Annotated in this window: 15 protein-coding genes; 9 read left to right on the top strand and 6 right to left on the bottom strand. The window is 56.2% G+C overall.

Annotated elements, in window-relative coordinates; all coding sequences use genetic code 11:
• Nucleotides 1-17: 17 nt before the first annotated feature.
• The 3 genes from ABD890_RS15680 to ABD890_RS15690 form a co-directional block, all read right to left on the bottom strand.
• A complete protein-coding gene (locus tag ABD890_RS15680) occupies nt 18-1,682 on the bottom strand; it encodes a hypothetical protein (protein ID WP_345091546.1) in 1,665 nt (554 codons plus the stop codon).
• Nucleotides 1,683-1,981: 299 nt separating this feature from the next.
• Nucleotides 1,982-2,422 carry a carboxypeptidase-like regulatory domain-containing protein gene (locus tag ABD890_RS15685; RefSeq protein ID WP_345091548.1) on the bottom strand — a complete coding sequence of 147 codons (441 nt, stop codon included), beginning with the start codon at nt 2,420-2,422 and terminating at the stop codon, nt 1,982-1,984.
• Nucleotides 2,423-2,443: 21 nt separating this feature from the next.
• Nucleotides 2,444-3,469: a DUF1559 family PulG-like putative transporter gene (locus ABD890_RS15690; RefSeq protein WP_345091551.1), complete on the bottom strand. Its 1,026-nt coding sequence runs from the start codon at nt 3,467-3,469 to the stop codon at nt 2,444-2,446.
• A gap of 278 nt (nt 3,470-3,747) precedes the next feature.
• Between ABD890_RS15690 and ABD890_RS15695 the strand changes: the two genes are divergently transcribed.
• Nucleotides 3,748-4,947 carry an AraC family transcriptional regulator gene (locus ABD890_RS15695; RefSeq protein WP_345091554.1) on the top strand — a complete coding sequence of 400 codons (1,200 nt, stop codon included), beginning with the start codon at nt 3,748-3,750 and terminating at the stop codon, nt 4,945-4,947.
• A 304-nt stretch (nt 4,948-5,251) separates the two neighbouring features.
• On the top strand, nt 5,252-7,318 hold the full coding sequence (gene ftsH / locus ABD890_RS15700; protein WP_345091557.1) for an ATP-dependent zinc metalloprotease FtsH: 2,067 nt from the start codon (nt 5,252-5,254) through the stop codon (nt 7,316-7,318).
• 113 nt (nt 7,319-7,431) lie between these two features.
• On the opposite strand, the gene ABD890_RS15705 is transcribed toward ftsH, so the two are convergent.
• Nucleotides 7,432-7,833: a response regulator gene (locus tag ABD890_RS15705; protein WP_345091560.1), complete on the bottom strand. Its 402-nt coding sequence runs from the start codon at nt 7,831-7,833 to the stop codon at nt 7,432-7,434.
• A 511-nt stretch (nt 7,834-8,344) separates the two neighbouring features.
• Here ABD890_RS15705 and ABD890_RS15710 point away from each other — a divergent pair.
• The 7 genes from ABD890_RS15710 (at nt 8,345) to ABD890_RS15740 (ending at nt 16,643) form a co-directional block, all read left to right on the top strand.
• Nucleotides 8,345-9,148 (top strand): succinate dehydrogenase cytochrome b558 subunit, encoded by an 804-nt coding sequence (locus ABD890_RS15710; RefSeq protein WP_345091563.1) that lies wholly within the window; start codon nt 8,345-8,347, stop codon nt 9,146-9,148.
• An 84-nt stretch (nt 9,149-9,232) separates the two neighbouring features.
• Nucleotides 9,233-11,224, top strand: a complete 1,992-nt coding sequence (gene sdhA, locus ABD890_RS15715; protein WP_345091566.1) for a succinate dehydrogenase flavoprotein subunit — start codon at nt 9,233-9,235, stop codon at nt 11,222-11,224.
• 100 nt (nt 11,225-11,324) lie between these two features.
• Entirely contained in the window at nt 11,325-12,182 is an 858-nt protein-coding gene (gene sdhB, locus ABD890_RS15720; protein ID WP_345091569.1) for a succinate dehydrogenase iron-sulfur subunit, read from the top strand.
• A gap of 154 nt (nt 12,183-12,336) precedes the next feature.
• Nucleotides 12,337-13,146 carry an SDR family NAD(P)-dependent oxidoreductase gene (locus ABD890_RS15725; RefSeq protein WP_345091572.1) on the top strand — a complete coding sequence of 270 codons (810 nt, stop codon included), beginning with the start codon at nt 12,337-12,339 and terminating at the stop codon, nt 13,144-13,146.
• 297 nt (nt 13,147-13,443) lie between these two features.
• Nucleotides 13,444-14,499, top strand: coding sequence for a DUF1559 family PulG-like putative transporter (locus ABD890_RS15730; protein WP_345091575.1), 1,056 nt, complete (start codon nt 13,444-13,446; stop codon nt 14,497-14,499).
• Between the two features lie 139 nt (nt 14,500-14,638).
• Nucleotides 14,639-14,947: a hypothetical protein gene (locus ABD890_RS15735; protein ID WP_345091578.1), complete on the top strand. Its 309-nt coding sequence runs from the start codon at nt 14,639-14,641 to the stop codon at nt 14,945-14,947.
• A 715-nt stretch (nt 14,948-15,662) separates the two neighbouring features.
• Nucleotides 15,663-16,643 carry a c-type cytochrome domain-containing protein gene (locus tag ABD890_RS15740; protein WP_345091581.1) on the top strand — a complete coding sequence of 327 codons (981 nt, stop codon included), beginning with the start codon at nt 15,663-15,665 and terminating at the stop codon, nt 16,641-16,643.
• Nucleotides 16,644-16,706: 63 nt separating this feature from the next.
• Here ABD890_RS15740 and ABD890_RS15745 read toward each other — a convergent pair whose 3' ends face one another.
• Together ABD890_RS15745 and ABD890_RS15750 are read right to left on the bottom strand one after the other, a co-directional pair.
• Complete coding sequence (locus ABD890_RS15745) at nt 16,707-17,489, bottom strand: alpha/beta fold hydrolase (protein WP_345091584.1); 783 nt, start codon at nt 17,487-17,489, stop codon at nt 16,707-16,709.
• 77 nt (nt 17,490-17,566) lie between these two features.
• Nucleotides 17,567-18,721: an LLM class flavin-dependent oxidoreductase gene (locus ABD890_RS15750; protein WP_345091587.1), complete on the bottom strand. Its 1,155-nt coding sequence runs from the start codon at nt 18,719-18,721 to the stop codon at nt 17,567-17,569.
• Nucleotides 18,722-18,860: the final 139 nt, after the last annotated feature.

Raw genomic sequence — 18,860 nt, forward strand, 5'->3', positions numbered from 1 at the left:
GTAAGCTAGGCCAGTGATTAAAGCTTTTGCGACTCGAGTTCAACGAGTCGCTTAAGTTGATCGACGCTCTTTTCGTCGGCAACCAACGGCAGATTGAGGGCCAGGGCACGGCGTTCGAGCCAGTACTTGAGCCGTTCGAGCTTCACGATATCGACTTCCAGTTGTTCCTGGTCGGTTTGAAGCTGATGCAGTTCTTCACTGACTTCGGTCAATTCGCCATACGCTTTGTGCTTCGTGATGAAGTCTTCGAGCGTTGCTGGTTCGTCGGCAATCATCTGAGCAACCTTGGGATGCCAGGGGCTGACGATCTCGGGCCAACGTTCCTGTAACGCTCGTTTGATCTCGCCTCGCTTGCCATTGATGGTTTGCTGCTTGCGACGGACGTCACCATCGACCTTCCGCTTGTCGCTGCGTTTATTGCGGATCGCTTCGTCGACTTCTTTGCCGCGATCTTGTTCTGACAGGCCGAAGTGTTGACTGAGCCCTTCGATGACGGCTCGCTCACATGGATCGGCTTCCGCCAGAAGCAGTTCGACCGGCGTGTGAATCGTTAGCAGATTCTTATCGCCATCGACGGACGAAAGCTGTTGCAGGAAGAAGTCGGACGTGCGGGTCGGGATGTCGATCGTATCGGCAGTCAGCACCGTGTAGGCATGGGCTTCGAGTAACGACGTCTGCCCATCGTTGTCGTAGTCGGGCATTGCAACAATTTGACCGGTGCGCGTGGTGCCACTGAGGGCTTCCCAGAAGTACGAAGAGTACTCGCGGTATTCGGCCTGATCGACATTCGGCGTACAGCCTGCGGCAACACGGTCGGGCACGGTCGAGAAGAACCCGCATCGAGGCAGCGACGTCAGGCCGTTCTTCGGTTCGCCCCCTTCAAAGATCAAGTTGCCGAAGCCGCCGCTGTAGCATTGCACCATCACCACCACCACGGGCATGTCTGGCGGAAGCTGATCGAGCTTCTCGGCCCAGGCCGGCACGGTCATCGTCTTGTGGTGCCAAAGATGCGTGTGGTTGCCAACGTAGGTCGGGCGACTCGGGCGACGGCGTACCGATCGGCTGTTGTCGTCTTCCTTCTTGTCATCCTCGGTCGAAGAATCTTCTTCCTTGGCCGACTCTTCCTTGTTGTCAGAGTCGTCGCTTGCTTCTTTCGGATCTTCTTCGATCGCGGCGGTCGGCCGGCCGGAACGAGACGAGCGTCGCTGCGGGGCAGGCCGTTCGCGACCACCATGACCGGTGAAGTAGAGAATCAAGCGGTCGCCGTCGGTGAGGCGATTGCTCAGCTCTTTGATGCGTTCTTCGATCACTTCCGGTCGAGCCGCACCTGAAATCCCTTCGATGGAACTGCTGCGGTAGTCGAAGCGAATCCCGGTCGATGGGCCAACGATCTCGGCCAGCATTCGGCGAAGGTCTTCGGGGCCTCGGTCAGGATTCTCGACTTGCAGATCGATGCCGGGATCGTTGCCGTCGGCAAACAGGATCTGATGTTCTTTCTGGTTGAGTCCCAATTTGTTGAGCGTGCGCTGGAAGTAGAGCACGTTGTTTTCGAGCGAGACCTGGTTACCGTCTGCCGTGGGGCCACCACCAATGGTGAGAAAATGGTCTTCGGCTAGCAGCGACGAAGAGAGACCGGACATGCAAAGCAGCAGGGCAATACCAGGGAGGTACAAGCGACGCATCGCGGAACCTTTCAGGACTGTGCAAAGGATTGGGAATCACGACGGCAGATCCTTCGCCGCAGAACGAGCATTCCTAAACAAGCATGAAACCCTGAGCTCGGCCGGAGGTGGCGTGAAAAAGCTCAATTCGTGGTGTTGAATGAACCCTCAATATAGGGCTTGCGCGAAATCGTTTCACGCATTCGTTCCCCAAACCGAAGCAAATTATCCATCGAGAGCGGTGGATTAAGAAAGCCCGGCGGCCATCTTCGTGGGGGAGATGGTCGCCGGGCAAACATGTTTCGCGATGCCGTTTCCGCCTATTGGTTGGTCACAATATCGTACTGAAAGTCGCTCACCGGCACCGATGCATGGACCGGCGACTTGTCTGGATCGCGAAGACTTTTCGGTGCCAGATCGATCGTGGCGACTTCCGAGGCTTTGATGTCCGGCGGAATATCGCTGCCGTTCTTCAGAGCTGGTTTCGAGAACGTCACCACACATTCGCGAACACTTCCCAGGAAGATGTTCTCGACCAGAAATCGGCCGTCGTCACCGGTGGTCGTCGAGAAGACCATCTGCTGGTGATCGTTCTCGTTCCAGAAGGTGACCTCGATGCCACTACGAGGTTGTCCGTCGAGCGAGACCAGGCCTTCGATCGAGGCCCGGCCTGGCTCGGAGTTGCAGCCAAGCAGCAGAAGCATCATCAAGGCGAAGCCGCCGAATCTTGCGTGACGAGGCGGCGGGAATGGAGTGTTCATCAGCGTGTCCTTGCCTGGTCGTTAGTTGGAGATGACTTCTTCACCGTTGCGGGTGCCATACGCTTGCCGCGTGTTGGCGTCGATCGTTTCTGCCAGGAACGTGACCGAGCCATCGGTCAGGCAGAACATCGCTCCGCCAGGATGCTGACTGCTGTAGCCGAACTCATAGGCGGCGAAACCGGAACTGCCGGGGTCGACCTTGGGCAAGTTGATGCCGACACCCAGCGAGCCCCACATCTCGGACCAGTCTTCCGGCACGTCGGCATCGTCGCCACCGATATACCAGTGATCTTTTTGCGCGGCCGAACCGTTCGCTTTGTCTTCCCGGGCTCCGGTGCTCTTCGGATCAGGAACGGCTTCGCCAAAAGCAACCGTATTGGACGTTCCGTCGGTGACCGCCGAGAAGTTCAGTGCTCGGAAGTTCTGAAAGACACCATTCAAGCCGCTGCCAGGATTCTTACCCCACCAGTCCTGACCGCCGCCAGAGTTGTGGCTCGAATCGTAGTCGGAAGTTAGCGTGCCAGAGCAGTTTGCCAGGTAGCTTGCCGGAACGCGATTCTGCACGGTCCAGTTGTCTGTCGACGTATCTTTGACGGACTTCGGAATGGGGGCCGATGGACAGCGGAGGTTCTCGATCATCGTTTCGCATGCCGCGATGTTGCGATGCGAGGTGTTCGTGCTGCCAATCGAGGCTCCGCTCACGCCACCACCACCAGCGGCAAAGTTGGCCGAGTCGGTGGTCAACGTGAGGGCTTCGTACAAATTGTTTTGCTCGATGAAAGGCAGTATCCGGGCACTCCACATCGCCCCGGTTTCGTCACTGGTCGAATCGTTTTCGTCGTTCGCTCCGGCTGGGAATGCCCCGAATGTATCGTGATGGTTATGCAAGGCGAGGCCGAGTTGCTTCAAATTATTGGTGCAACTGATCCTTCGAGCCGCTTCACGTGCCTGCTGCACGGCCGGCAATAACAACGCAATTAAGACGCCGATAATCGCAATGACGACCAGCAATTCAACGAGCGTGAATCCGTCAGGTTTCCGCGACATGAGAGTTCTCTCCAAACAACCAAACAGAAGAACGAAATTGGAATGGATTTCAGGTCGTTCGGCAGGCGGCAGAGACCAGGTTGGATGCTGTCCTGCGTAACGATGGGCCGATCATATCGCGGGCCATTTTCGGGAGACATGACAAATAACGCATAAAGATTGATATAATGCACCGGCCTTTCGCACGGTTTTAAAATAGGCTTTTTCATACCATCGCTTGCACGCAGAACCTTCATGAAAATGGTCGATCTGCGAGGCGGTTCTTAACACAACGAGTCATGAATACATCGTTACTAGGAGTGCCAGCGCGAAGGTCGATCGCGTTGATGGTGCAGACTGCCACTGAGTGGAGTCGTGACGTGCTGCGCGGGGTCGCGGACTTCGCCAACGAGCAAGGTGGATGGGACTGCTTTATCGAGCCGCATGGCTTTTGGGATGTGTTACAGATTCCCAAAGACTGGCAAGGGCATGGGGTGATTGGCCGTTTAACCCATGCGTCGCTGTTGCGATCGATCGCGGCACGGAAGATCCCAGCGGTCAATGTGTCGTGGACGCGAACCCATTCCCAGCGTTACCCGAACGTCGTTTCCGATCAACGAGCTTGCGGACAGATGGCAGGTCAACACTTTGTGGATCGCGGCTTTCGTGACGTCGCGTTCATCGGAGCGGCTCCACATATGCGCTATGGCACCTTCATGGAGGAAGAGATTCGCCGTGTCGTCGAATCGGAAGGATCGCGACTGCACGTCTTTCATTTCAGTGGAAACTCGCAGATCGTGAACGAACATGGCCTGCGTTCCGAGTCGTACGAACTGCAGCGATGGCTATTGGAATTGCCGAAGCCGATTGGCGTGATTGCCTGGAGCGCGATGGTCGGGCGAACGGTCATTACGCACTGTGCCAACGCGACGATCGAGGTGCCCGACGATCTAGCGGTGTTGTGTATTGAAGACGACGCATTGATGTCGGCATTGGCCCCGGTCGAGATCTCGAGCCTTGACCAGGCAGGCCGAACGGTCGGCTATCGAGCGGCCGAACTTTTGGAAGCGATGATCCAGGGAAAGCCAGCCCCGAAAGAGCCGATCGAGATTCCTCCGCACGGGGTGATTGCCCGGCGATCGTCCGACGCGACCGGCTTTCAAGACGATGTTGTAACGGCCGCGATCAAATACATTCGGGATCACGCCGACGAGCCGATTCGGATAAGCGATGTCGAAAAGGCAGTCAGTGTTTCCCGGCGAGTGCTCGAAAATCGTTTCGAGCGGCACGTGGGGCGTTCGCCGGCCGATATCTTGCGAAGAGTCCGGATTGAACGAGCTGCCGTGCTTCTTCGTGAGACCGACCTGCCGATGCCGGAAATTGCCTATCGGTGTGGGTTTAACCATGCCGAGTCGTTCATCCGTTGCTTCAAGCGGACGATGGGGCATGTGCCGAGTCAATTTCGCCGGAAAAAACGACACGACGCGTCTGGTTCTTGATTAATGGAAGGAATCGCCCCTGAAGCGTTTGACTGCCCTGGCGCGTACGGCATTCTTTTCGCAATCGGATGCTGGGATCGCTTCGTCTGCTAAGTCACCCGCAGGGCGGTACCCAGGATCGAGGTTGGTCGGCATAATCGGACCAACCCTCATCCCCTGGTCGGCACGCTAGCAGCTTGCCCTGTTTTGCCAGTTGGCAAAGATAGTCGTAGAAGCGGGGCCAGTATACGATGAGATTCACTTCAGGCGGTTCGCGCCGCTGGGCAGTTACACATTCTTCTCTGCAACTCAAAGCAAAAAGCTCATGGATAACAACGACGAATCTCCTAAACGGCGGGGAGAAAAGGGAAGTCCCGGCAATCTGTGGTACATCCTGGTAGCCTGTGCGGTCGTCTTCCTGGTCGCAATGTATATCCTGCAACCAGGTTCCGATGAATTAACCCAACCTGATCTGGAACGCCTGATCGCTTCGATTGGGGACGATAAGAAGTCGGATACCGACCCCGGCGTGACTGTCCAGCACAAGGACAGCGAAGGCAAAGTTTCCAGTATCCGCTATTCCAATCTGCGAAATGTGGAAATCGGTCCTTCGTCGGTTACCGGTAAGGTCGATCGCTACGACAATGATTCGAAAGATCCGAGCAAGGCGAAGACAGAAGGCCATAAGATCGTCACTTACCTGGTTCGAACCGAGAATGCCGCCGGCAAGATTCAGGCGATGTTCGATAAGGTGGGCTTCACCGATTACAAAGCGACTGGTCCGCCGAACTTCTTTGAGATTTACGGTGGTCCCCTGTTGATGATTGGTCTGGGGATCGCGTTCTGCTATTTGATGATTCGCCGAATCGGCGGAACCGGCAGTGCTATTGCCTTCGGCCGAAGTCGCGGCAAGCTGCACATGCAGGACGATCTAAACATCAGCTTCGACGACGTTGCTGGCATCGAAGAAGCGGTCGAAGAAGTTCGCGAAATCGTCGACTTCCTTCGTTCGCCAGAGAAATACCAAGAGCTAGGTGGCCGCATCCCAAAAGGCGTGCTGCTGGTGGGACCTCCCGGAACGGGGAAAACGCTGCTTGCCAAGGCAATCGCCGGCGAAGCTGGCGTCTCGTTCTTCAGCATGAGCGGTTCCGACTTTGTCGAAATGTTTGTCGGTGTGGGTGCGGCTCGTGTCCGTGACCTGTTCCAGCAAGCCGCGGCGAAGAGTCCCTGCATTATCTTCATCGACGAGTTGGATGCCCTCGGTAAGACGCGTGGCGGCAGCATCGTCGGTGGTCATGACGAACGGGAGCAGACGCTCAATGCACTGTTGGTCGAAATGGATGGTTTCGAGGCGAATGCCGGGATCATCATCATTGCCGCCACCAACCGTCCTGAAATGCTCGACCCTGCCCTGCTCCGTCCAGGCCGATTCGATCGCCAGGTGTTGGTCGACCGACCCGACGCGGGCGGACGCGAAGACATCCTGCGTGTCCATGTTCGCAGCGTGAAGCTCGACGAAACGGTCAACTTGAAAGGTGTCGCCGCGATCACCACCGGTTTCTCGGGGGCTGACCTGGCAAACCTGGTGAACGAAGCGGCCCTGCTGGCTGCCCGTAAGGGAAAAGCGGCGGTCGGGATGATTGAATTCGACGAAGGGGTCGAACGTGTCACGGCTGGTCTCGAAAAGAAACAGCGTGTCATGCATCAAGACGAGAAGCTGCGCGTCGCCTATCACGAAAGTGGCCACGCACTGGTGGCTTACTGCTTGCCGAATACCGACCCAGTGCACAAAGTCTCGATCATTCCGCGTGGTCTGGCCGCGCTTGGCTACACGATGCAGCGTCCGACGGAAGATCGCTTCCTGATGACCCAAAGCGAACTGGAAAGCCGCATTCAGGTGCTGTTAGCCGGAACGCTGGCCGAAGAGATGGTCTACGACGAGATTTCGACCGGTGCCCAGAACGACTTGGAACGTGCAACCGAAATCGCTCGCAGCATGGTGACCGACTTCGGCATGAGCCGGCTTGGTCGCGTGAACTATCGAGCCAGTGGGCGTTCGGCGTTCATTCCTGAGCAATCGGAAGAACGAGCTCGTTCGCACAGCGAAGAGACCTACCGCGAGATCGATCTGGAAATCAAGCGAATCATCGACGAACTTCTCGATCGCACGAAACGCATGATGGAAGACCGCCGCAGCGCCCTGGTATCGCTGACCGAGCGTTTGATGGAACTGGAAGTGGTCGACGCCGACGAACTGAAGAAGGTGATCGAAGACACCTCCGACGGTCCACGCATTGTCCCGGGTACCGAGACCAAACGCCACGGCACGCCGAAGGAAATCAACGCCGACGATATTCCACCGACCTCGGGTTCGATCGATCAGGGAATCTAGGCGTCAGATCTTAGATCAGAAAACTACGCAATGGCGAGCTAGAGGCTCGCCATTGTGCTTGATGTTCTGAGTTATTTACGAACGCTGCCAACTCGTGGCAATCGATTCGCGTCTTAGCGTTCCAATTCGTACCAAGGGTAATGGCTCGACATCGCTTCTTTCACGACGCCAGTGACGATCTGGATGCTGACCGGTTTCTCGAGAAGTGAGAAGATCTCGATGCTCTCGGCTTGGGTCGCGATCGTTTGATCGAGCGCCCCGGTGAGCAAAATGTACGGAATGTTGATGCCCATGCTGCGGCACGCAGTGATCGACTCGAGACCGGTCCGCTGCGGCATGTGAAAATCGAACAGGGCGACATGGACCGTCGTATTCTGGGTGACCTGAATCGCCTCTTCTCCGCTGGCCGCCAAGATCGGCTCGAAACCACGACGCTCGAACACTTCCGCCAACGTCTCGCGGAACGAGCGATCGTCGTCGGTGATCAGCATGACGGGTTGGGAACTGTTACGCATGGCACTGAGAGAATATTAATCACGCTTAAAGTGTTGGCAGAACATGACGTTCGACGGTTAAGTATGCAAATGTAGTTCCCATTTTTGGCCAACTTTGCGTGCTGGAGCAATACCGATCGGTAAAGGGCGTCCAGGGCGCGGTAGAACGCACAATTTGCCATAAATTCTTTGCAGCCCCTTATCGGGCTTCATGAAGATACCTGCCAAACTGGCAGGGGAGACGGATCAGATTGCCCACTTTATCAGCAAAGGTGATATTGCACGCGAAATTTCGCCAGTTACAGCAGGGGTACTTATAACTAAGTGCTGATTCCGCTATAACTTGCAACATGCGAGCGGCCCCCTTCGATGGTTGGTCGGAGTAGCGGCCGAGGGGTGCATTTCGCGCCTTAAACCGATCTAAAGACAACACTTGCAAGCGAGATTCTGCCCAACCTGGCAGTCTACTCGATTTCGGAAAGGGTCTGTGGTGAGCTCGGCACCTAGTTTTTTGGAACGCAATGAATTTTTATTGCGCCGCCTGCACTCTTTGTCCGGTCTGGTCCCAGTCGGTGCCTACATGGTGGTCCACCTTTCGGTGAACGCCAGCGTGTTTGGTGCCCCGCTGCTCTTCCAGCGACTGGTGTTCCATATCCATTCGCTGGGGCCGATTCTGCCGCTGGTCGAATGGGCCTTCATCTTCCTGCCGATCATCTTCCACGCTGCGTATGGGCTGCTGATAACCAGTGGCGGCAACCCCAACACCCAGGCATATCCTTACAACAGCAACTTCCGCTACACGATGCAGCGGGCGACCGGTCTGGTGGCGTTTCTGTTTATTGCCTGGCACGTGTTCCATATGCACGGCTGGATCCATGCAAACTTCTGGATCAACAATGTCGCGCATCCGCTCTTTGGTGCCCAGTTCTCGCCTTATAACGCGGCGAGCAGCGGGGCCCTGGCGATGCAGGCTTCGATTATCGTGCCGATTCTCTATACCATTGGTGTGCTCGCGACGGTCTTCCACTTCTCCAACGGTCTGTTCACCTTTGGGATTACGTGGGGGCTTTGGATCAATCCGAAGGCTCAAGAACGTGCCAAGCTGGCTGCCAACGTTGTCTTTGTTTTGTTGGCTGTCGCCGGGATGGCTGCGATTGTCGGTCTCTACTCGATGAGCTCCGAGAAAATCGCGGAAGTGCGTGTCGAGGAAGACAAGGCCTACGAGATCCTGGTCGAGACCGGCGATATCATGCCGAATCCGCACAAGCATTCGGAAGAGTCGAAGTTTTCGCATGAAGAACACGACGAAGCCCCCCAGGCCGAGTCGGAACGTTAAAGCTACGCGACTTCCTTCGGTTAAATAAAGCAGAGGGAAGCTGACGCCGCCAAATGAAAACCCAAGAGCCAAAGGTGGATGGGAATGGCAGATAAGCGAGTTCTGGTTGTCGGTGGTGGTCTGGCCGGTTTGGCTGCTACCATGAAATTGGCCGAGTTGGGCATCGGGGTCGACCTGATGAGCCTGACGCCGGTCAAACGCTCGCACAGCGTGTGCGCCCAAGGTGGGATCAACAGCGTTAACGACGCGACCCGGCAACTGGGTGATGACGAATACAAGCACTTCGACGACACCGTCTATGGTGGTGATTTTCTGAACCACCAACCGCCGGTTTACGAAATGGCCATGTGGGCCCCGAAGGTGATCGATCTGATGGATCGCCTTGGTGTGACCTTCAACCGGACTCAGGAAGGCTTCCTCGATCGCCGCCGTTTTGGTGGAACGCTCTACAAGCGAACCGCCTTCGCCGGGGCGACTACAGGTCAGCAGCTTCTGTACGCCCTCGACGAGCAAGTTCGCCGCTGGGAATCGGAAGGTCTGGTCAAGAAATACGAGATGTGGGACTTCCTCGGCCCCATCACCAATGATCAAGGTGTGTGTGTCGGTGCCGTTGCTCAAGATCTCTTCAGCATGGAAATCCGCTCGTTCCGAGCCGATGCCGTGGTGGTTGCGACCGGTGGTTGCGGGCTGATCTACGGTCGCTCGACGATGAGCATGACCTGTAACGGTTCGGCTGCCAGCCGCTGTATGCAAGCCGGAGCCAAATACGGTAATGGCGAATGCATCCAGGTGCACCCAACCGCCATTCCAGGTGCCGACAAGCTGCGGCTAATGAGCGAATCGGCTCGTGGTGAAGGTGGCCGCGTTTGGGTTCCTCGTACGCCACAAGACAGTCGATCTCCTTCCGATATTCCAGAAGGCGAACGTTACTACTTCCTGGAAGAACGTTACCCGCAGTACGGAAACCTCGTTCCGCGTGACATCGCGACGCGCGAGATTTTCAACGTCTGCGTGAACGAAGGTTTGAGCGTCGAAAAAGACCGTCAGTGCGTTTACCTCGACCTGACGCACATCGAAGCAAGCGAACTGAACCGCAAGCTCGGTGGTATTCTCGACATCTACCGCAAGTTCCAGGGCGTCGATCCTTGCTACACGCCGATGCGTATTTTCCCGGCGGTTCACTACAGCATGGGTGGGCTCTGGACGAATTACGAAAAGAAGACCAGCGGTCCAGGTCTTCAGCCAGGTTCGCCAGCTAACCAGCAGACCAACATCCCGAATCTCTATGCAATCGGCGAAGTCGATTACCACTATCACGGTGCCAACCGTCTTGGTGCGAACTCGCTGCTGAGCTGTATCTTCTCGGGGCTGTTCGTGGCACCTGGTCTGGAAACGCTGCTGAACAACTTGAAGCCAGGTGCGGCCGCCGCCGATCAGCCTGCTTCCTTGTACGAAGCCGCTTCGAAGCAGCACCAGGAGCGTCACAACAACTTGCTGAAGCAGTCGGGCGACGAAAACCCATACCTGATCCATCAGGAACTGGGCAACATGATGACCAGCGCCGCGACCGTGGTGCGTGTCAACTCGCAACTCGACGAAGCGATCGGCAAGCTGGCCGACTTGAAGGCACGGGCCTGGAAGTGTGCTTTGAGCGATACCGGTAGCTGGTCGAACCAGAACGTGTTGTTCACCAAAGCGATGCAGGACATGTTCCCAATCGCGGAAGCAATTTTGAAGGGAGCTCGAGCTCGCGACGAATGTCGTGGTGCTCACTACAAGCCAGAATTCGAATTGCCAGGTTTGACCTCCGACGATCCAACCGAACGTCATCATCAAGCGGAAGCCTGGTGCGATAAGTTCGAGGCGAATGTCGATAAGTACCTGAAGAGCACGATCGCGACCTGCGAGGGAGACGACGTGAATATCAGCTACGAAGATGTCGATATCAGCATCGAGCCACCCCGTCCTCGTTTGTACGGTCTGGTCGGCGCTGAAGAGATCAGCAACGTCTGGAAAGAACGAACCAAAAAGAAGAAGGAAGCCGCCCAAGCGGCCGCATCCGCTTCGAATAACTAAGGTGTTGTGGGCTGGGCCTGGTCCCAGCAGACTTGGTACGCGGGAACAAGTTGGGTCGTGACCCAGCCTACTGAAAACTGAGCACTGAAGACGAAATATCATGATCGCTCACGCAAACAAGCCGAAAACGTTCTTCGTGAAAATTCTTCGCCAGGATGGCCCGGGCAAACCGAGCTACTGGGAACGATTCGAGCTCGATTACGAGCCAGAATTGAACGTGATCAGCGTTCTGCAGAAGATCGCGGCGAAGGCTAAGACTGCCAACGGCCAGAAGACCACGCCGGTCTGCTGGGACTGTGGTTGCTTGGAAGAAGTTTGTGGTGCGTGCACCATGGTGATCAACTGCAAGGTTCGCCAGTCCTGCTCGGCTCTGGTCGACAAGCTGCTGGAAGACAGCCGCGAAATCGAACTTCGCCCGATGACCAAGTTCCCGGTTGTCCGCGACTTGTTCGTCGATCGTAGCCGTATGTTCAACGCCTTGAAGAAAGTCAAAGCTTGGATCCCAGTCGACGGTTACTACGATCTGGGACCTGGCCCGAAGCAGTCTCGCGACGCTCAGGAAATGGCCTACCCGCTCAGCGAATGCATGACCTGCGGTTGCTGCGTGGAAGCTTGCCCGCAGTACTCGAAGATCGAATTGCTGCAGCACTCGGGTGAATCCAAAGACGCCTACGAAGCTCGCAAGACGGAAGTCTTCAATCGCAATTTCGTTGGCCCGGCTGCCATCAGCCAGGTGGCTCTGTTCAACCTGAACCCAACCGGCAAAATGATCGCCTCGGAACGCCTCGATGCGTTGACCGAAGAAGGTGGTATCCAGGTTTGCGGGAACGCTCAGAACTGCGTCGCCGTTTGCCCGAAGAAGATTCCGCTGACCATGAGCATCGCTCGAATGGGTCGCGAGACCACCTTCAACACGCTGCGTAAGTGGTTCGATCGCCGCGGCGACAGCAAGCACTAAACCGAAGCTTTGCTTCTGCGATGCACCAAAAGCCCCAGCAGCGCGACATTGGCATTTATTGCCTGGCCCGTGTCGCTCTGTTGGGGCTTTTGCATTAAAAATGATCGAGTCCTCTGGTTCGATCGCCTGGCCATTTCTTTGAAGTAATCCACTGATGTCGACTCCTTCAGAATCTGCTCCGCTTCGTTTCTCTGGTAAAGTTGCCTTGGTGACCGGGGCCAGCGATCGTGGAATCGGAGGTGCGATTGTCGAACGGTTATCGAAAGAAGGGGCGTCGATCGTGATCGCTAATCGGCACGAACCGAAACGCGTTTTGAAGCGACTCGAGCGGCTGGGGATTCCGTTCCTCTATCAAGAGTGCGATGTCACCAAGCCTGGTCAGATCGAGGCCCTTAAGGAAGTGGTGTCCAAGAAGTTCGGCAAGGTCGACTTCCTGGTCAATAACGCCGGGATCGAACTTTGTCAGAACCTGGAAGACTACGCAGAAGGTGAGTGGGAGCAACTGCTCGATATCAATCTCACCGGCGCGATCCGAATGACGCGTTCGTTTTTGTCGCTGCTTCCGTCGCCCGGCGGAGTCGTGCTGAATGTCGCATCGGCCCTGGGGCTGGGGGGCTGTGTAGGCTTCTCGGTTTACAGTGCGAGTAAGGCAGGCCTCAATGGCTTTACGCAGTCGCTGGCCTGGGAACTGGGGCCGAAGAAGATCCGCGTCGTCGCGGTGGCCCCAGGGATCGTCACGACGCCGATGGCAATGCGTTTTGCTGAAGAGTGTGACTCGCGGGAAGAAGTCGAACAGCTTCGCAAGGACATCGATGCTTGCCATCCGCTGGGTGTTGGTGCCCCTCACGACGTGGCCAACGCGGTCGCATTTCTGGTCTCGGATGACGCGAGCTGGATTACCGGTGTGACCCTTCCGCTGGGCTGGGCTCCGCATTACGACCTGCCTATGCATCGCTACGTTTAGACCAGATTTCGTCTGAGCGATCGTTCTGATTGCGTGAATAAGCGGAAATGGATGCCAGGAAATACTGGCGCAAGGGCGTAACCGTTTCTTAATTCGGCTATTGCCTAAAAGAGGGGGAGTGCTTGCGAACTCCTTCGCAGGCCAGCAATTGCCGGTCAGGCAAACTAGCTCGGAGTAATTATTAAATTCTCCGTAACTTTCCGGCACTCTCGGCTATTTGCCTAACCCATGGAATTATCGGTACTGCTCTGGGTCGCGCGGGCCTGACAGCACTTTTCTCTCATAGGAGCCCCTTAAATGCATTTCCCCCAAGGTCAGCCATTGGCTGGCTCAATGCCCGCCGCGCGCCGCGCTTTCACGTTGGTTGAACTGTTGGTCGTGATTGCGATCATCGGTGTCTTGATCGCCCTGCTCTTACCTGCCGTGCAACAGGCACGTGAAGCCGCTCGCCGCATGAGCTGCTCAAATAACATGAAGCAGATGGGTCTCGCGTTCCACAACTATCACGACACCTACAAAACGCTGCCAGCGTCGAGCTATCTTCCATCCGGCGACCCGACCAGTGTTTACCGCAGCTACAGTTCTCTGGCGATGATCTTGCCGTTTGTCGAACAAGCTCAGCTTTTTGAATTGGTTCAGCAGCAGTCGCAGAACTTCCGCGACAACTACTACAACATTGCCGCCGGTCGCACGAAGGTCTCGGCCTTCAAATGCCCTTCCGACCGTGAATACCCAGGCGACTACGCTGGGGTAAACTATGCCGTCAGCCACGGCGCGACGACACGTTTTTCGCGACTTGCCAGTCAAAACGGGATGTTCCGCGGCGAAGGAGGAGCGACCGGTGACGAGCTCGCCTTCAAAGATGTCACCGATGGTTTGAGCAACACGCTGATGGTTTCGGAGCACCTGGTGGGCGATGCCAATGATGATGCGTTGATCAACGGCAACACTTCCGAGCCAATCTTCTATACCGGCGGCAACCCAAGCTGGGATCAGTTCCCGACTCAGGCTCAGATTGATGCCATCGGAACGGCGATTCCGACTGGGAGCGCCGCTCTGGGAAACGATCAGCAAAACAGCATCAACGGCCGTGACTGGCTTTCGGGTTTGTATACACAAACCGTACTGAACACGGTCGCTCCACCGAACTGGAAGTACGCCACGTGCGAGTTCGGGAGCAGTGGTTTTGCCGCTGATCGCGATGGGATTTACCCGCCCCGCAGTCGTCACCCAGGCGGCGTCCTGGTGACCGCCGGTGACGGTTCGTCCCGCTTCGTTTCGGAAACGATCGATCTTCCGACCTGGCAATACTTCGGTGCTCGCAACGACGGCAAGCCGGTGCAGATGCCATAAGCACCCACTTCCCTTCCAAGCAACGCGACCGTCCGCGGACGATTCGCTGGCAATCCTCTGTCGGCGATCGGTCACGGAGGCTGTCGCTCCCGCAGTTCTCCCTCCGCTTCGTTCATCAATTTTCAAATCTGGAGCCACCATGCGTGCTCTTTATCGCGTTTCGTTTTTACTGTTGATGTTTGCCATGTTGATTGGTTGTGGCGATACCTCATCGACCGAGAAGCCTGCCCCGCCGACCGCCTCCGATGCTATCCGTCGAGACCTTGATTACATCGTTCAGAACAAGATCGTCGGCAGCGAAGTGATTAACATTCAAGAGAACATCGAGCGTCTGAAAGAGACCGAACCAGGCAAGGCGGCCGCCCTTCTGGTCGAATTTAAGAAGCTGGACTCCGCTCATGGGGCGAAAGCTGCGGCAATTGCCAAGAAAATGCTTGAGATACTTTAATTGGCGATCCGCCCCTGAAATTACCCTCGATCTTAAAACGACAAGGGGCACTTCTTCACCCAAAGAGGAAGTGCTCTTTTCTTTTGCCAGGTTCCAATCACGGAACCTCGAGTTTTAGATCGCCTTTAAGGGTGAGCCACTCTTTTGAACGCAGTACTATCTTCCTGGGCTGAATGGCTGGAATATCTCGCGTTAGTGGTGTCGATTGTTCTGAGTAAGTGTCTTTGTAACGGAGCTTACCAAGCGACGCGAAATTGTTCTGCTGGCTGATATCGATCCCTTTGGTAAGGTGCTTCACCAAGCTAGGGGAAAATCAGGCCCTTCTTACTTCCGTGGGACTAGCCCCTTCTACGCCGGAATGCGTGGGCATATCTAAGTGGGATTGAGAATTAAATCGTACGGGCAAAATAGCAATTGCCTTGATGGACCAGGGCAGAAAAAAATAGAATAGGGCGGTCGGGCAGCACCCGTCAGCGAATTTTTCCCCGCCTTTCCGACCCTCCTTGGATAGAGCTCGCGTTTACGTCTTGCTTATCGGTTTGGATCGATGAGTGTGATTCAGTTCGTCGCGAGTAATTTCCGTCATTGGGCCTTCCCCTGCCGAATGACCGCTGGTTTCCGTCCTTTACTTGGGATGGTACCTTTCGTGCATTACTGGCAGTGCCTGCCCCATCACACCTTACATAGCGGCACCCTTCGACCTTAGTGAGCTTCCATGTACCTCCGCATTGTTTTGGGAATCTTGTTCAGCTTCAGCACTTCACTCGTAGTCGAAGCTCAGAACGTGGTGGACTTTCATCGAGATGTGCAGCCAATCCTCGAGTTTCGTTGCCTGGAATGTCACGGGCCAGAGAAGGCCAAGAATGACTTCAGGGTCGATTCGGAAGAATCGTTGGGCAGCTATATCGAGCCAGGCGATTTCGAGAACAGCTATCTTTGGACCGACTACCTGGTCACCGAAGATGAAGACATGAAGATGCCGCCGGTTAATTCGCGTCATTCCGACGGGATGACCGCTGCCGAGTTGGCCACGATCAAACTGTGGATCGAAGAAGGTGCCGACTTCGATTGGCAGAACGATTCGACGGAGGAAGGTGCAACCGAAGCGAATATGCCGGTCGCCGACATGTCGACCTCGTACAAGGCCTTGATCTTCCAAGGGCTGTTCCATCCGGCCACGGTTCACTTTCCGATCGGTCTGCTTTCGATCTCGATGGTCTTCCTTGTCTTGTCGAAGATCTTCGGCAAGTCGTTTGAGTCAGCTGCGTTCCACTGCTTGTGGGTTGGCGCCTTGGGGGCGGTGGGCGCCTGTTTGACTGGTTGGGGCTATGCGTTGCACGAAGGTTATGGCGTGGGCTACTCGGCCGAAGCGGCGATCGATCGGCATCGCTGGTTGGGCATTATTGTCGCGGCAGGCGCGCTTTGCCTGATTCCGCTTGCCTACGCGGCCTACAAGAAGGAAAGCTCAGGCGCCAAGGTTGGTTGGCTTCTCGGAGCGATTGTGCTGGGCATGGCCGTTTCGCTGGTCGGATACCAAGGTGGAGAGCTGACCTTTGGTGAAGACCACTACGAAAAAGAGTTCGACAAGCTGTTTGTTGACGATCAGCCGAAGATGACCGAAGAGGTAAAGGCCGAGCAGGCCAACACGCCGGAAGCAACTGGCGAGACGGCTAAAGCAGAAGAGACCGCGTCCTAAGCAGCGATTGCCAGGACGAGGTCTCTCGAGTGGTCGATCGAAAAGTCGTCGAGCTACGGCGACTTAGGCGGACGCCAGGAAGTCGAGCGTCAGCTTGGCGGTTTCCTCAGTCTTTTCGTAGGGAACCATGTGCCCGCATTCTTCCAGGATCGTCAGCTTCGCGTTGGGCAAATGCTCGACGTAGTACTCGCCATGAGCCAACGGAATCAGCTTGTCCTGCCGTCCCCAGATGATGTGGATGGGACTGTCGAGGCGATGCAGGTGGCCTGCCAGCTTCGGGTCGTGCAGATATGGATTCCAGCCGACACGTGCCGTCGCTTCTCGAGCACGCAGCCATAGCAAGATTCGCGGATCGTTCACGTCCGAAGGAGTTAGATCGAACGCAATCTGGCAGTTCGGATCGAAGAACAGTAGCTCGCGAAGTTCATCGAAGCTATCGAGGAACAGCTCGGCCATCGGAGCGCCGTCGACGTGCAGACCGGCCGCGGCGATCATCACCAGTGGGCCGATCAGGTTCGGGCGAATCAGTTTGATCTCTGCCGCCAGCCAGCTTCCCAGCGACCAGCTAACGACTGGAACGTTCTCCAGGTTCAGTTGCTGCATCAGGTCGACATAATGCCAGGCCAGGTCGTGAATGTCGTCGATCTGGTCGAGCCCTTCGCTGAGGGCGAAGCCGGGGTGGGCCGGCAAGTAAACGGTGTACTTCTCGGCCAGCTTCTTGTGAAAATCGATCGGTTCGGTCTCGCCGCCTGCCGAGTGCAGGTAAAGAAGCGGTGGCCCTTCGCCTAGGATCGTAAGCTGAATCTTCTTGCCGGCGATGTTGAGGGTTTTGTTTTCGGTTTTCATCGTGATGAACTTGGGTGCGTGGGCCTACGTGGTCCCTTGCCTGACCGGCGAAGGGTTGGATAGCGGCGGAAACAGCGTTAGCTGGTCAGCGCCGCATTCATTTCTTCGCGGAGGCCTGGCATGACCTTCTCGGCAAACAGTTTCATGCTTCGGCAGGTCAGGTCGTGCGGAAGAGTTCCGAGCTGGAACAAGCCCAGCAGGTTACCAACGCCGAGCTTCGTGATGCGTTCGGCCAACTTTTGGCGAACCGTGTCAGGGCTGCCCACGATCGCGTAGCCACCCTTCTCGATGTCTTCGCGGGTTTCGCAGGTGCTCATGAACTGCTGCAGGCCCTTCTGGATGCCTGCGATCGAGCGTGCCGAGGTGTAGCCCGGTGGGAAGACCACGAGCCCCTTCAGCAGCTTCTTCACGAAGTACCACAGATGCTTCTCGTATTCGGCCCAGGCCTGTTCGTCGGTCTCGGCACAATAGATCGGCAATAACCATCCAAGCTGTTCTGGGTCGGTGGTGTAACCGCACTTCTCGCATTCGTCGCGGAACATATCGAAGTTCCGTTGGAAGAAGTCGAGGTGGAAGTACGGGATCCCCATGTAGGCAAAACGCCGCTGTGCCACGAACTGAATCGTTTCGCGGCTACCAGCCCCCGGGATCCAGATCGGCGGGTGAGGCTGCTGGATCGGACGTGGCCATGGATTAACGTACTTCAGCTTCCAGTGCTTGCCGTAATGCTCGAACGGTCCCGGTTCGGTCCAAGCTCGAATGATCAAGTCGAACGCTTCGCGGTACATCTCGCGAGCGAAGGTTGGATTCTTCGAGAAGCTGTAATATTCTGGGCCACCACCGACGACCAGACCGGCGATCAAGCGTCCACCGCTGATACAGTCGATCATCGCGAACTCTTCGGCACAGCGAGTCGGCGGATCGTAGAACGGGATCGCATTGCCAACGACAGCGATCTTACAGTTCTTGGTCTGGCGAGCCAGGATCGACGCCATCAGGTTCGGGCTGGGCATCGTGCCATAGGCGTTCTGGTGGTGCTCATTGACGCATACCCCATCAAAGCCAAGCTGGTCGGCCAGGACCAATTGATCGAGGTAGTTGTTGTAGAGTTCCCCGCCATGCACCGGGTCGAACATCTCGTTGGGCAGCCAGGTCCAAGCGGTGTCGTACTTCTCGGTAAAGTCGTCTGGGAGGCGATCCCATGGCATCAGGTGGAAGGCGAAGAATTTCATGGCTTGCTTGCTCGGCAATCTCTGGTTCCCTCGTCCCGAATGAACGAGGGAGGAAGTAAGGGAGCGGAACTGGTCGATTCCGCTGATCCCTATAAAGTCGCTAAATCAGCCATCTATCGCAACCCGAGATGTTGAGACG

Origin of the sequence: Bremerella cremea (assembly GCF_039541315.1) — a bacterium.
Taxonomy (GTDB): domain Bacteria; phylum Planctomycetota; class Planctomycetia; order Pirellulales; family Pirellulaceae; genus Bremerella; species Bremerella cremea.

Bases quoted from the DNA above. Each gene is read 5' to 3' on its own strand.
- sdhB (WP_345091569.1), top strand. From the start codon at position 11,325: ATGATCGCTCACGCAAACAAGCCGAAAACGTTCTTCGTGAAAATTCTT.
- ABD890_RS15740 (WP_345091581.1), top strand. From the start codon at position 15,663: ATGTACCTCCGCATTGTTTTGGGAATCTTGTTCAGCTTCAGCACTTCA.
- ABD890_RS15750 (WP_345091587.1), bottom strand. From the start codon at position 18,721: ATGAAATTCTTCGCCTTCCACCTGATGCCATGGGATCGCCTCCCAGAC.
- ABD890_RS15725 (WP_345091572.1), top strand. From the start codon at position 12,337: ATGTCGACTCCTTCAGAATCTGCTCCGCTTCGTTTCTCTGGTAAAGTT.
- sdhA (WP_345091566.1), top strand. From the start codon at position 9,233: ATGGCAGATAAGCGAGTTCTGGTTGTCGGTGGTGGTCTGGCCGGTTTG.
- ABD890_RS15690 (WP_345091551.1), bottom strand. From the start codon at position 3,469: ATGTCGCGGAAACCTGACGGATTCACGCTCGTTGAATTGCTGGTCGTC.
- ABD890_RS15735 (WP_345091578.1), top strand. From the start codon at position 14,639: ATGCGTGCTCTTTATCGCGTTTCGTTTTTACTGTTGATGTTTGCCATG.
- ABD890_RS15680 (WP_345091546.1), bottom strand. From the start codon at position 1,682: ATGCGTCGCTTGTACCTCCCTGGTATTGCCCTGCTGCTTTGCATGTCC.
- ABD890_RS15705 (WP_345091560.1), bottom strand. From the start codon at position 7,833: ATGCGTAACAGTTCCCAACCCGTCATGCTGATCACCGACGACGATCGC.
- ABD890_RS15695 (WP_345091554.1), top strand. From the start codon at position 3,748: ATGAATACATCGTTACTAGGAGTGCCAGCGCGAAGGTCGATCGCGTTG.
- ABD890_RS15730 (WP_345091575.1), top strand. From the start codon at position 13,444: ATGCATTTCCCCCAAGGTCAGCCATTGGCTGGCTCAATGCCCGCCGCG.
- ABD890_RS15745 (WP_345091584.1), bottom strand. From the start codon at position 17,489: ATGAAAACCGAAAACAAAACCCTCAACATCGCCGGCAAGAAGATTCAG.
- ABD890_RS15685 (WP_345091548.1), bottom strand. From the start codon at position 2,422: ATGAACACTCCATTCCCGCCGCCTCGTCACGCAAGATTCGGCGGCTTC.
- ftsH (WP_345091557.1), top strand. From the start codon at position 5,252: ATGGATAACAACGACGAATCTCCTAAACGGCGGGGAGAAAAGGGAAGT.